Origin of the sequence: Paenibacillus glacialis, from assembly GCF_001637205.1 — a bacterium.
GTDB lineage: Bacteria > Bacillota > Bacilli > Paenibacillales > Paenibacillaceae > Paenibacillus_AQ > Paenibacillus_AQ glacialis.
The window spans coordinates 179,716-195,123 of record NZ_LVJH01000017.1; the positions used below are offsets into that span (position 1 = coordinate 179,716).

Annotated in this window: 7 protein-coding genes; all 7 read left to right on the forward strand. The window is 40.4% G+C overall.

What is annotated here, in order from left to right; translation table 11 throughout:
* The first annotated feature begins 88 nt into the window (after window positions 1-88).
* The 7 genes from PGLA_RS10690 (at window position 89) to PGLA_RS10720 (ending at window position 15,111) form a co-directional block, all read left to right on the forward strand.
* Window positions 89-4,003, forward strand: coding sequence for an S-layer homology domain-containing protein (locus tag PGLA_RS10690; RefSeq protein WP_068532367.1), 3,915 nt, complete (start codon window positions 89-91; stop codon window positions 4,001-4,003).
* A gap of 159 nt (window positions 4,004-4,162) precedes the next feature.
* Window positions 4,163-4,504, forward strand: coding sequence for a hypothetical protein (locus PGLA_RS10695; protein ID WP_068532369.1), 342 nt, complete (start codon window positions 4,163-4,165; stop codon window positions 4,502-4,504).
* A gap of 414 nt (window positions 4,505-4,918) precedes the next feature.
* The gene (locus PGLA_RS10700; protein WP_068532371.1) at window positions 4,919-7,999 is read left to right on the forward strand and encodes a hypothetical protein; all 3,081 of its coding nucleotides are present in this window, start codon (window positions 4,919-4,921) and stop codon (window positions 7,997-7,999) included.
* A 524-nt stretch (window positions 8,000-8,523) separates the two neighbouring features.
* Window positions 8,524-9,063 (forward strand): hypothetical protein, encoded by a 540-nt coding sequence (locus tag PGLA_RS10705; RefSeq protein WP_068532373.1) that lies wholly within the window; start codon window positions 8,524-8,526, stop codon window positions 9,061-9,063.
* 107 nt (window positions 9,064-9,170) lie between these two features.
* Entirely contained in the window at window positions 9,171-9,443 is a 273-nt protein-coding gene (locus PGLA_RS10710) for an alpha/beta-type small acid-soluble spore protein (protein ID WP_068532375.1), read from the forward strand.
* A gap of 173 nt (window positions 9,444-9,616) precedes the next feature.
* The gene (gene metK / locus PGLA_RS10715) at window positions 9,617-10,819 is read left to right on the forward strand and encodes a methionine adenosyltransferase (RefSeq protein WP_068532377.1); all 1,203 of its coding nucleotides are present in this window, start codon (window positions 9,617-9,619) and stop codon (window positions 10,817-10,819) included.
* A gap of 314 nt (window positions 10,820-11,133) precedes the next feature.
* Window positions 11,134-15,111: an Ig-like domain-containing protein gene (locus PGLA_RS10720; protein ID WP_068532378.1), complete on the forward strand. Its 3,978-nt coding sequence runs from the start codon at window positions 11,134-11,136 to the stop codon at window positions 15,109-15,111.
* Window positions 15,112-15,408: the final 297 nt, after the last annotated feature.

Below are 15,408 nucleotides of genomic sequence, written 5' to 3' on the forward strand. Positions count from 1 at the left end.
ATAGGCTTTTTTGTTTGGTTGTTCTTCAAAATTATGTCGTTTAGACCGATAAAGTAATTAATGTGAACAAAAAGGAGAGGTTTATTAAATGCAACGTATCAAAAAGCCATTCATTTGGATGCTTTTATTGACTCTAATCGTATCAATGATTCAACCTGGAGGTACGCCTACTGCATCGGCGGCAGATGCATCCACCAGCTATTTCACGCCAGATATCGCAGCTTTTAAGAATACGGTGGTGCTAACAACGAGCGGTGTAGCTCCGAACATTATCTCAAGAGACAATGTATATCATGTTACTGATTCGGAGATGACGATTACAGGAACATACAGTAAGGTAACTGGTTCTACATTAGGTGTAAACCTTCAACAATTGAACTGGGATCCAATTAATCTGAAATGGGTCGAGGATCCAACACATGTGGCACCAGGTGTGATGCAGCTAGATGTGGATAGACCAGACAATCGGTTCAAAGCGAAAGTAACCCTATATCCGGGAGTAAATAAGATTACATTTTCTGGATCACAAGGTTTGAACGACCGTTCCGAGACGTTCTACGTACTATTTGACAAAGTCCCATATGTCGAGAAGCTTATGGTTCTTGGTGGTGCAGACAAACTTAATCTGAATGAAGGAGCTCAGGTAGTTGTTCCGACAGATGAGATTACGTTGGAAGGTAAGGCATTAAATTCTACGAAGGTAACAGTCTCTGTTAATGGAAAAGCTGCGCTAGCAACTTCATTACTGCAAGACGGGACCTTCTTCACACCACAATTGCAGCTTAAGCCCGGAGTAAATGACTTAAAGTTAATTGTACAGAATGCTTCAGATACGCTTACATTTAATTATTCTCTCTATTACTATGATGAGAAGAATCCGATTGTAGGATTGTATTTGGTTGGTTCTGATGGAAATGCTCAAAGTGTACTTAATGATGTGCCCACTTTTACAGAAAATAGTACTAAGGCTGAGCTATATGCTCAGATGTTAGTTCCAGATAACAACAATACGCCTTTTGCAGGGTCTGCTAATATATTGATAAAAACAGGCACAAACACTGTGGTACCTAATGCGACGTACCATAAAGGGATTACGATTGACGCTACGGGTAAATTGACTGCAATACCTGGTTCTGAAATTTTCATTCCGGGGATAACGCAGAATACACCATCTTACCGCCTAGTCACATTCGGAATTAATCCTTTGGATTTTGATAAGGACACTGCAGGCGCAGTTGTGCAAAATCAAATTCATAATCTTTCAGTGACTTATGGAACTAAGACAATAAGTAAGAAAATTAATTTCCTGTATATGCAAGGACAGACTGTCATTAAGGATTTGAAGTATTTGAAGGGGTATGATGAGGCGAAGCCCGATGTTATTCCTGCAGGGGAACCACTTAATGGGGCCAAGTTAGATTCTAGTGACTTCTATATTTTGGTGTCTACGAACAGTAAACCATCAGATACAGAATTAATTGCAAATTATTTACCTTTAGCTACCGAGGCTATTTCGGTGTCATCCGTACTGAGAACAATTTCGGATACACAATATATTTATAAGATTTCGGGCTTTAAGAATGGTAATCAGACCGTTAGATTTAATTATAAAGGGTCTAATGCTTATAAGGATGCTACAATTTCATTTGCATCAAAGAGTTATATTTATGTAGCCAATCTTTCAGATGGACAGACATATACGATCAATTCAAGTGCAACAAATAAACTTCATGTAGAGGGTCAATATGTTGATTTTGATACGTTGGCTAGTCAATATTTTTTAGGTGAAGTATTCGTTAACGGATTGAGAGTTAAAACAACATCTACAGATCAGTGGATCAATACTAACGGTAAATTTAGTTTTGACCTTGATGTTTCAGCAGCTACAGGCCCATTAGTCTTTGGAGAAAACCGAATTATATTCACAGGGACAGGAAAAGACGCAACCGGACAAGCTCGTGAAGTGCGGAAAGAATTACGTATTTACATTGTAGATCAGAATGTTTCGGCTATTGCGAATTTCCAACCTGCTGTGGGTAAAGACCGCGTGTCGTTCCCACCGAGAGACTTTAGTTCAAATAATGAGCAACTTCCGAAGATATTTAATCTAACACCGGATTTTGTGTATAACGATAATAAGTACACAACAAGTTTGAAGACATATGATTTGGTGTTGAGAGGTAGCGGAGCTATCAAAGCCAATCTAAATTTAGGTACCAAAAATATATTATCAGTTGATATTCCACTCACCTCTTCAGACAATGAAAAAGTTACATTTGCAGGTGATGAAAGATATTCCTACGATTTCGCAGGTAATCAGAAAGATTTCATCATGAGAGTGCAAGATTTAGTGACAGATGCGCCTGGAACGCATGTCTATACGTTGGAACTTATCAACGAGACAGGTGCCAAAACAAGTCAACGACTTGAATTGGTAAGGGAAGAGAGTTCCTATCGTTTGATCTCTCCTCAACCAACTGTGGGCAATCAGTATGTCGTGAACAAAAACTTTGTTCATTTTGACATTGAGGCTGAGGGAGCGACTTCGGTTATTATAGACAAAACGGAAGCGGTGAAACGAAGTGATCTGGGAGAGAACCGTTTTGTACTAGATTATGTAGGATTGAAGCAAGATAAAGCGACTAAGATCAAAATCCAAATCAAACGTGGTGGAACAACAAATACAGATACTATAGAAGTATTCTATACAGGGACAGTTGCTGTTGACGCTCAGTATATGGCTCCTAAAGTAGCCACTAAATATAGTGTATTTAACAAAGGGCTTGAATTATCGTACCCTAAAGGAACGGTTATGCAGAGTACGGATGTTAGAGGCATTAATAAATACTATCCTGATACGAAGCTGCTCTTCGGAATTGCGGAGCCGGTCACAGGAGTTGTGGAAAGACGCAACGACTACGGTAACATTATTGGTTTTCCTGGAACAGGAGAAGTGAGTGGAGCTAAACCTTGGAGTATACCAGATGAACTCTTAATGAACTTCGGTTCAACCGTTAAAACCAAAAACTTCGGAAACGTGTCCGACGTGTATTGGATTAGTGGTGGTTTAGGCGAATTGGGAGACAAGTCGACGACTGGATATAAGCCAGCTACCAACGGACTAGCACCATATTCCATCGAGGCGCTGTTTGGAGATCGTCAGACTCCAGCAGAACGAAAAATCACACCATCTAAGCGGGGAATGTTGACCCTATCTTATAATGCTAACGTGGTAGATGAAGCTGGATATACCATTACAATCTTCCGTTATACATCGGATCGCCAGTGGGAGAACATAGGTGGAGTAGTGGATTCTAAGAAGCATACAGTTACTGTCCCATTTGATGAATTTGGGTATTATAAGGTAATGAAGATGAGCCGTGGCTATTCTGACGTAACGAATCATCAGTGGGCTCGGAATATTCTAAATGCTTTGTATGCTAAGGGCTTCATGAACAATCTACGTTTTGAACAATTTGGGGCGGATGATCAAACAACGAGAGGTGAGTTCGCAACAATACTTGTTAAGGGGCTAAGCTTGCCATTGAACTATGATAAGAACCAAACCTTTGTTGATCTTGTTCCTGGCTCAAGTTCAACGACTTGGGACTACGCACATATTGAGACAGCATCGCGAGCAGGTATTGTTACAGGTCTGACGGACGGGGTGTTCGCTCCAGATCAACCGATAACACGTGAGCAAGCTGCAGTGATGATTGCACGTGCGCTTAAGATGAAGCTTCCTGTTAATGATCAGAAGTTAAAGGATTCTGTCGCTAAGTCATTCAAAGATTCAGGGAAGATTGATGCTTACGCACTACCTTCAATCCAAGCAGTGACGAAGGCGGGTATTATGTCTGGTTCGGCTGTATCACAAGTGGGACAGAAGAAACCGTTATATAACATCAATCCGAAGTCTAATATGACTCGCGCTGAAGCTGGTAAGATTGCTGTGGAACTACTTAAGAAGGGTAGTAAAATATTCCCTAAAAACTTAAGCTAATTATTAATGAACTATAATTGAACTGTGAGTTTATGTAAGTGGAGGACTGCTGAAGCAGTCCTCCACTTATCATTTCCAATTGAACATCTTTGTAATTTTATAGGTATTAAGATATAATGTTGTGGAACTTAATTTTTTTCTAGAGGGTGAAGGTTACTTATGAAGTCAATCTATTCTAAAGCTCAAATGGATTATATGAAGGCGAAAACAGTATTTGAGAATAGAGCTAGTGTGCTGGAGAAGACAATCGAAACAACACGCAAGAGAAGAGAGATTACTCAAGAAGTAATGGAAGGACTTGTTCAAGAGACAGGGTTCCATGCTGCGTTCAACGAATTGTTAACAGCAGAGAATAATCTCATCGAATGGTCGCATGTTACTATAAAGCACGAAAAACACTATCGTGAAAATAGGCAGTCGATAGAATCAATGTATGAGAATTTAAATGGAAGTCCTGAAATGAGAGCACAGATTATTCAATTGGCGATGAAGATTCGGTAACAATTTGTAATAAATATATCAGGAATACAAAGAACGAATGACGCCGAAAGGCGTCTTTTTTATGATTTTATGTTTTGAATGTAGAAAAAATGGTGATTGAAAACTAGGTTTCACCTTGAATTAGTAACAAAAATGAAATTCTTTTTAAAAAGGTGCAACTTTTCCGAAACTCGTGCGTCTAAGATATAGAGTCATTTAACGATGGACATTAGCCAACTGATATCCGAAAGAAGAAAAAGATCTATAAATTAGAAAATTTTTCTTTACGATAACTTGGACCCATTGTATAATACTTAAAGTAGGCTTGGATACTGGTCTATTTTCGTTGATTTATTGTTTACCAGTTTCTGTGATACCCGTCACAGACATCATTTATATTATTTTGCTCAACTCGAGAAAGGGGGTGTAAGACTAATGAGTGACACGAGCTACCCATTTCAAGAAAATAAAAATGTTATGCACGCCCAAGGAGGAGAAAAAAAGGTTATGAAGAAAATTTTATCAGTAGCTTTATCTACAGCAATGGCATTCTCAATGTTTGCTTCTGTAGCATTCGCGGATACAGCAAAACTATCTGCACAAGAAAAGTTCGATGCATTGAAAGTTAAAGGAATTTTTGCAGGTGACACTGACGGTTTAGCACATCTTGAAAGAGATATGACTCGCGCTGAATTCGCTAAAGTTATCACTAAAGTAATGGGATTGAAAGAAGTAACTGGTACTTATTCTTACAATGACAAAGGTTACAACAATCCTAAGAACTGGGCAGCACCTTACATCGAAGCAGTATCACTTGCTGGTATTATGCAAGGTAAAGACCTAACTAAGAAATTGTTCGACCAAAAAGCTAATGTAACAGTTCAAGAATTGGCTGAAGTATTGGTTAAAGCATTGAAACTTGAAATCCCTACAAAGGTTGACAACACTGCAACTGAATGGGCTAAAGGTTCCGTTCAAGCAGCAATCAACGCTGGATTGATTTCTAAGGATCTTAACTTCCAAGGTAATGCAAGTCGTTCCTTGTTGGTAGAAGCAACTTATGCAGTTGACCTTATTAAGAACCCAATTGTTGTTCCAGTAACATCTGCAACTAAGGTTGAAAAAGCAACTTCAACTAATCTTAAAGAAGTAGACGTTGCTTTTGACGGTAAAGTAGACAAAGCTACTGCAACTGACAAAAACAACTACACAGTGGATAGCAATTCCAAAGGAATCAAATCCATCACTTTGTTGGAAGACGGTAAAACAGCTCGTCTGTTACTGAACGAGTCCAGCAAATTCGTACAAGGAACAACTTACAAAGTTGTTGTTAAAAATGTGAAATCTTCTGCTAGTACTGTATTGCCACAAGGTGAAGTTTCCTTTACTACTTCTGACAATGTTTTACCTACAGTAAGTGAAGTGAAAGCTCTCGGAACTAAAGTTATCAAAGTAACTTTCTCTGAGCCAGTTGTAGCTCCATCAAGCAGCAATTTCCAATTGGATGACAAAGCTTTTGTTGGTTCTGTAACTCAAGGTGCTAACCAAAGAGAAGTAATTCTGCGTGACTACACAGGTACGATCACTGTTGGCGCTCACAAATTGACAACTTCCTTGGTTGAAGATTTCGCTGGTTTGAAATCTTTGGCAGCAACAACTGACTTTACTGTAGCTGTTGATTCTGAAGGTCCTAAAGTGACTGAAATCTCCGCCACTCTAGAGAAAGTAACGGTTACTTTCGACGAAGAAATCGATCCAGCTTCTGTAACTAAGGATAGCTTCTTCTGGAAATCTGGTACAACTAACAAAACTGGTAAAGTAACGCAAATTGCTTCCAATGTATATTCAGTTGAGTTTGATGATGCTAACCGTCTGCCAGGATACGAGTCTACTTTGTTCGTAGAAGTTAAAGACTACTCCGGTAACGCTAACGCTGTGAAAGAACACAAAATCAATGCTTCTGTTGACTTGGTTCGTCCACAAGTAGTTGAAACTATATTTGGTGACAGAACTAACGCATTGACAGTTCGCTTTGACAAAGCTGTAAAAGCAGCTGACAGAAAATACTTCACTATTAAAAAAGGTGACGATGTAATCTCTGTAAGCAGTGTAGTGGCAGCTGACTCTTCCAACAAAATATTCTATGTTAATTTCTTCAATACCCTTGAGACTGGCACTTATAACTTGAAGGTTGCTGATGTTCAAGATACAACAGCTCTTAAAAACACATTGGTAGAATACAATGGTACATTCGTAGCTAATGATACTAAGAATCCACAAATCTCTTCTACAGATTACAATGAGTCTGCTCGCAAACTTACTTTGAACTTTGGTAGAGAAATGGATCTGGCAACCGTTAATGCAAAAGGTAACTACTACATTAACTTCCAGAAAAATGGAGCTAACGCTCAAAATATCGCTCTTCCAAGTGAAGTTGGCGTAAATGCAGTTAACGGTAGTAAATCCGTAGTTCTTCAGTTCCCTGAATATATCGATGGAACTAAAGTTACCTTCGGACCAAACGGATCTGTTAAAGATGTAACTACAACTGGCTTGAGATCCAAAACAGGTCAAGTAGTATCTTTGCATAGCTCCATCCTGAAAGATTCTGCTGCGAACCAATTGAAATGGATTGGCGCTGTACAAAAAGATGCTAAAACTTTTGAATTGACATTCAACCAAGTAGTCGCATCTGCAAATGTGGGCGACTTCCAAATCAATGGAACTTACCCTGCTTCTGTAAGTGTTGATGAGAACAAAGTAACACTGAAAACTTCTGATGAAGTTACTGGTGCTAACATTACTCTGTTCGCTAACAACTCAATCGAGACATATTCGAACAATCGAATGAACTTGTCTTCTAACGCTAATATGCCAGTTAGCAATGCTGTAGCACCTCGTGTTGCTAATGTTAGCGTGAGAGATAGTGTTTATAATTCATTTGTTATGACATTCAATACAAGCATCGATTCGATCAATGGTAACACAGTTGACCAAATTGCGAATGATCTGGTTATTAAAGATTTGTCTTTAACTAACACACCAGATCTTACACCAATATCTGATTACACTGTTGAGCGTAAAAGCAGCAATGAACTTACGGTGAAAATCAAAAAAGCTAATGCTTTGATTAACCCAATTTCTGTTCAAGTTAAAGGTGCAAAATATCTTGTTGCAACAGGAACGACATCGAAAGCCGTTGATTCCGACGTATACACAGTTGCAGCTCCATCTACAATTTCAACTAACGTAGTTGCCACTGGCACTACAATTTCTGACACAGCTACTGGTAAATTACTGACAGTTAAGTTGAACAAAGCTGTAACAACTTCGACTAGTACTTTTAATGTAACTATTGCTAATAAAGCGTATAGTGCGTCTCTGAATAGTGCTAAAGACGGTATTGAAGTTGCTCTTGCTACCAACGACAATGTTGCTGGAGATCAATTCTTCGCTACTGTAACTGATGGTAATAAAGAAGCTTTTGTAACAATAACTATCAGTTCTAACAAATAGTTCAAAACATCAAAACAAATCAGAGAACTAAGTTCTCTGGTTTGTTTTTTTATTTCCAGAAAACCAACAACGGTAACCAGTAACCAGTAACCAGTCTGTAGAAGTAATTCTTTATGGGTCTTTTCTCCTGAAGTTAATCCGAAGCACTCAGAAAAATAAATGTATATTATTATATAGATAGATTGAACTAAAGACGAACCCTCATATTCATGATTCTCTTTAGAAATGATTGAACTTGTGAGCGCAAACTTTAGTTCAATCTATATAGATATGGTAATAAAGGATAAGCCCTAATTCCCTTCAAGAAGTTAGGGCTATTTCTATTTCAGGAGGAATCCAAATGAAGAGCCAACCCGCAAAGCGTGTGAACATTGTAAGTGTGAAGAATATTATGTGAGTGGTGTTCCAACCAAAACAATTCTAGGACAGAAGAATTTCATTTCACACTTTAAACTTTTCACTTGTTTTACCTCCCTAATATCTCTATCATTAAAAGAAATAAACAATCATAGAGGAGGAACATCATGAATAAAGCTTGGAAAGTTGTAACTGCGGCAGTATTGTTCAGCAGTGTTGCTTGGGTTGGTTCAATATTGAATACAACAGCTAGCGGTGCAGGCTCTACCACACAACCTGGAACGTCAGATGACCCCGTCGTAACTAAGAGCTACGTAGATCAACAGATACAAAAGGCATTAGGTGGGGGTACTACTACAACACCAACACCAGTTCCACCGACTACACCAACACCAGTGCCTCCAAACCCAACAGATAACGGAAATTCAAGTGCAAATGCGCTCGTAGTTGTAGACGTTAAGCCAGGTCAGACGCTGTTAGCTAATGCAGGGACGGAATTTATTGTTCGTAATGGTAAGGCAATTATATACAGTCCTGACGCTAATGGTGTGCCTGATTTGACCGCTGGGTTAGATATCAAGAATGGACAATCTGTAGTAACAAACCATCTATTATCCTTCCCAAGAGAAGGACGGGGTATTACGGTTCAAGAAGGACAGAAATACGGTTTAGTTGTTATGGTCCGCGGAAGTTATACTATTCAATAATGGTTATCCGTATTATTGCCAGTAGTAGCAATCTTTTATACGTGTAATTCGAACGAGAATGTAAATAATACTCTTGCAAGTACATCATGCAGGAGGTGCTCATTATAATGGCAAGAAACAATCGTAAAGTTGTACCGGAGAGTCGCCAGATGATTGATCAAATGAAATATGAAATTGCTGCGGAATTCGGACTACATGTTGGTGGCTATAGTAGTACAGCTGGAATGGACACTGAATTTGCTTCCGATCTTGGAGCGGTTGAAGGATATACGAATCATGGACGAGCAAGCTGGGGCCATCTAACATCAAGAGAGAATGGATCTGTAGGTGGTGAAATCACCAAACGATTAATTCGACAAGCTGAGCAAAGTTTCATATAAAAAATACTTCATTATATATTATGTATCACAGCAATGTGAACGCTATTATGTTATACGTCTAGTTCAAGATGATTGACACCGTTTGACAAATAAGATAATATGACCTTTGAGGATTGTAAGCAACCTTTTCCAACTGGGGAAGGTTCATTTTTTTCTTATTGGGAGGTTACATTATGTCAATTAAAGGACGTCATCTGTTTACATCTGAGTCCGTTACCGAAGGACATCCAGATAAAATATGCGACCAAATTTCTGATGCAGTGTTGGATGCATTCTTGGCGAACGATCCTAACGCACGTGTTGCGTGTGAAGTAGCTGTAGCTACAGGCCTAGTTCTAGTCATTGGGGAAATTAGTACGAATTCTGATTATGTGGATATTCCATCCATCGTAAGAAACACAATCAAGGAAATTGGATACACACGCGCTAAATATGGTTTTGACTATAATACATGTGCTGTACTCACCTCACTGAATGAACAATCTGCTGATATAGCTCAAGGTGTAAATGCAGCGATAGAAAACCGTGATCTTGATCAAATGGATACAGAAACGGCAGATATCGGCGCGGGAGACCAAGGACTAATGTTTGGTTTTGCAACGAATGAGACGCCAGAACTTATGCCACTTCCTATCGCATTAGCACATCGTATTTCGCGTCAACTCTCGGCTGTGCGTAAAGATGGCACGCTAAATTACTTGCGTCCAGATGGCAAAACACAAGTGACTATTGAATATATAGATGATAAGCCTGTACGTGTAGACACGATCGTTGTTTCTACGCAACATGCTGAAGAAATAACGTTAGAACAGATTCAAGCTGACATTAGAGAGCACGTGATTCTTCCAGTTGTTCCTGCTGAATTGCTAGATGAGAATACCAAATACTTCATCAACCCAACAGGACGTTTCGTTATCGGAGGTCCACAAGGAGACGCAGGCTTAACAGGACGTAAGATCATCGTTGATACATACGGTGGTTATGCACGTCATGGAGGCGGAGCGTTCTCTGGTAAGGATCCTACGAAGGTAGACCGTTCAGCGGCATACGCAGCTCGTTACGTAGCTAAGAACCTTGTAGCTGCTGGTCTTGCAGATAAATGTGAGATTCAATTGGCTTATGCCATTGGTGTAGCTACTCCGGTATCCGTCAATGTAGATACTTACGGTACAGGTAAAGTGAGTGAAGAGAAGTTAGTGGAGCTAATCCAAAAGAACTTTGATCTTCGCCCAGCGGGCATTATTAATATGCTTGACTTGCGTCGTCCGATTTACAAACAGACAGCGGCTTATGGGCATTTCGGTCGTACCGATCTAGATGTACCTTGGGAGCAAGTCGACAAAGCGGATCTATTGAAAGAACAAGCCGGACTGTAAGTGTGACGGTTTGAAATAAAGCGGATATCTGTTCCCTTGAGGGAAGGATATCCGTTTTTTTTGTGTATTTAGGGGTCCTTCGTAATATTCCACACAATTACAAGGAACTATACTACCGCTAAATCCGTGATCTCACAGGTTTTTTGGTGCTCAATTACGATCTTCATGGGAATGTAAGATCCATTCTTTCACTAAAATACATTGGTTTCTAAACTTGGAAGCGCATTTGACCGTTAATATATATAGGTATGTCCTTGAAGATAGAGTGACGAGAATTTTACATAGCAGGTTGATTTGAAAGGGGAACGTAAGTAATGAGGAAGAAGATTTCAATAGGAATTGTATTAATGATGGTGGTAAATATGTTGCTTGGCTCAATGATTAACGTAGCAGGTGCAGCAGGAGAAACTCCGATTGTGATTTCGATGCTACCAGCAGATGGAGCCAAGGGGGTTCCAGTAGATACGAGTCAAATCCAACTGACATTTGATCGACAAGTGAAGATGGGCACCGGAACAATTGAAATAACGGATGGTATAAACCCAGCCATAACGGTGGAGTCCATCACGCCACAGCCCTATGTTTTAAGCCGGTATGATATAACATTACCTGCTGGTAAATTAGCCAATGGAACTACGTACCATGTGAAGGGACCGGCGGGAACATTTATTGATGCAAATACAGCGTCTGTTCAATCGGAAGTTTTCGATATGTCATTTACAACGCTCTCTACCGAAGGTAGTACAGCGCCAGTGATCAGTGGAATCTATCCTCTTAAGGGAGAGGTTGTTACTGGGGTTTCGACGGGTTTAAAGATTTCTTTTGATAAGGCTGTTGTTAAAGGTACGGGAACTATTTCTGTCATTCGTGCTTCCGACAACCAAGTTATATTCACAAAGCCAGTCCAAAACGCAGCTATAACGGTAGATAGCATTAGCAAGACGACTTTTTGGGAAGTAAATGACCTAAGCCGTGGTGAAAGATATTATGTCCTGATCGACAGTGGTGCGTTCAAGGATGTAGATGGACATCCTTTTGTGGGAATCAGTAGCGCGCAGGAATGGTATTTCAATGTACAAGGAACGGCGGTGACATGGGAAGCTACAACCCCTACAGTACCAGCCGCCAATGCAACGAGCGTTGCGATTACGGGTAGCATTCAATTGAACTTCAGTCGCCCGGTATATCCGGATAAAGGGACAATATCTTTGCAAACATCGGATACTCTTATGAAGGAATTTAATGTTACTTCTGCTGATGTGAAGGGCGGAGGTACTAACAAAATAACGCTAACTCTACCGACTAATATGACTTACAACAAGACATATACGGTAGCAGTTCCGGCAGGTGCTTTTAAAGATAGTGATGGTAACGCTTCACCGTTACGAAGCTGGACCTTCACAACGGGTACGACGACATCGAATGCATTGACATTAAGTTATTTGTCTCCCACGGACAGAAGTACTAATAATAACCTTACATCAAATATGGTTGCTACGTTCAACCGAAATATTGCCCTACTTAATGCGTCGGGAGTTACGCTTAAAAAACAAGGTACGACTACAGCGATTCCTGCTACAGTATCAGCTTCGGGTACGCAATTAATAATAAGACCATCCGCCAATCTGCAAGAAGGGGCAACATATTATGTAGATATTGCTTCTGGTGCAATGGCGGATCTGGTGACAGGAGAATTATATTCGGGTCTTAGTGGTACGTCAAGTTGGACCTTCCAGACGACCGTATCTGACAAAACTGTACCCGTCATTCAGAGCGCGACGATGTATAGTAATTCAGTCATTCGTCTTCAGTACAATAAAATGCTGGATTCCTCGATCAATTTGCTGACGTCCAGCTTCACAGTTACCGTGAACGGAGAGACGCGAAAGCTCAACAATGCCTACGTTTCTGGTGAGAGCGTGTATGTCACTTTGGAGACTGGGGTGGCTGTTGGGCAGATCGTCCGAATTACTTACAGTGGCAACAGTGTCAGACCGGTACAGGATTTGTCTAAGAACATGGCTGCATCCTTGTCTAGCAAGGAAGTTACGAACGGTATTGATTCGGTATTACCGAAACCAACCGATGGATACGTCTCAGGAAGTACATTGACATTAACTTTTAGTGAAAGTCTAGAGAGTCTTTCCAGTAGTTATGCTTATAATCAATTTTCGGTGGTGACTGACGGCTATTCGAAAGGTATAAGTAGCATTTATCAGAGTGGACGAACGGTCACGTTATATTTGTCTAGCTCAGTATCTAATGGAGAAATCGTGAAAGTATCCTATTCACCGGGATCGTACCCATTGAAAGATTATCGGGGACAGAATATTTCGGCGTTTAATGATTATTTTGTTCGTAATGCTTATGATACGAAACCTCCGGAATTAACGGGGATAGAAGGAAATAGCAATAAAGTTATACTTACCTACAATGAGGCGTTAAAGACGAGTGGTATTCCGATGAAGAGTCAATTTTCGGTGCTAGTCAATAATGTGGCTGTATTCGTTACGAATGTGGAAATCATGTCCAATCAAGTTATTCTTACGCTAGCGTCATCTTATACTATGAATCAGGCTGTGACGTTATCTTATGTGGCTGGAGTTGGTGGGATTGCAGACTTGAACGGAAATTTGGCCGGATATATCAATCTGCAACCAATCAATTATAGCGTCGTGGCGGAGGGGATTCGTTCAGCAACGGTACGGGGCGATACAATTACGATCGTTTATAATAAGAATCTAAAGGAAATGTCCCTATTACCGGTTAATCAGTTCAATGTGTCTGTCGATCAGGCCAACCGTCCTGTTCAATCTGCGACAGTCGGTGGGGATACCGTCACGCTTAAGTTGAGCTCGGCGGTTACAAATGATCAAGTTGTTCTGTTGTCATATTTAACAGGTACTGCACCTTTGTATGATAGTCAGGGCAATATTATCAAAGCTTACACAAATATGCGAGTTCAGAACGTGAGTAATACGGGTGGAACTACAGGTAGTACTAATCAGCCAGGCTACATCACATCAATGTCTTCAGGGGACTTTGGAATAGGTGGTTACTTACTAAATTCCTCTTCAGGCCAATCGTGGGAGAGTCGTTCTCGCAATGGGCAAAGCATTGGGAAATATGTACTTGATCAGTCAAAGGTACTGGGTGGAATGAAATTTATTACTAATAATAATGTGAGTAAAATGCTGGTGTTTGAGGTTCCTTCCACCGAAAAGGCAGCTGAAGTTGTTATACCATTGAGTGCATTAATGGAGGTGAACAGCAGCGGTAAGAGTGGTTCATTTGCAGTGCGGTATAAGAATGTCATGTACGAGCTCCCAATTGACAAAATTTCGTACACAGACATTTCGCGTGCCTTGGGAGTATCTTCGTTGAGTGGCGTTAATTTGACGGTTCAGATGGAGTCAGTTTCTAGTTCTCAATTGGCGGTGACAACTTCCCAAAACGGGATTACGACGAACCCAATGGTTGATCCGATCCAGTTGTACGTTAGCGTAAGTAACGGATCATCCTCTTCGAATGCTATAGCGATTTCTCACACGGGACAACTTTACTTTCGTGCATCAAGTAGCCTCGGATCGACCACTCAGGCATCGTTGGTTAAGTATAATGAAACTACGGGTTCCCTTTCTTTTGTACCTTCGAGAGTAACGGGTAGCCCTGTATCTATCTTATTCAGTGGTAAGATCAGTGGTAATTCTATTGTTGGGCCAGCAGTTGGATACAGTTATTATTCGGATACAACGAAGCATTGGGCAAAGGAAGCGATCTCTGAGCTTTCAGGAAAAATGATTGTGGAGTCACGCCCAAGCTCAGGAGGGAAGTTCGAGCCAGACAAAAATATTACGCGGGCGGAGTTCGCCGTATTTATTGCGAAGGGTCTGGGTCTTACAGGGGAAGAAACACGTGGTTTCCCAGATGTATCATCGGGTACGACAGGGGCATATATTGGAGCCGCAGCGAAGGCTGGGATTATTACTGGTAATTCGGACGGAACGTTTAAGCCAAATAGTTACGTTACCCGCGAGCAGATGGCCCTCATGATGGTACGGGCGATGGAGTATGCTGGCCCTAGCATTTCTATTAACGGAACGGCCACTCAAACGCTGTCGAAATTTAAAGATTTTTCAAAAGTACAGTCCAAAGAGATAGTAGCTAAAGCCGTGAAGGAAGGCATCATTCAGGGTGTAACTATCAATACCTTTCAGCCACAAGGTAATGCAACCCGAGCGCAAGCGGTTGTCATGTTGAAACGTGTCTTAGACAAATTGAATTACTTGTAAGTCAATGCTCAATAAAAGAAACTCTCAAGACCGTTAATCGGTTTTGAGAGTTTTTGCATTTGAGTAGTTGGAGAGGTGAATGACGAAGGTTCACATTAGGAAGTAAGCTTGTTGTATTAGGTTGTTCCTACGGTTAGTTAATCTGTTCACTGTAGTCAATTGGTCAAGTAGTAAGCGAATGAATAGAACAAATTGCTGAATTGACGTAACTTTTCCTCTTAAAAGTAGTCTATTATATGTAAGCTATTATAATATTCAGTAATTTTGCGTGTTAATATATGATTTGCTAACGAGATG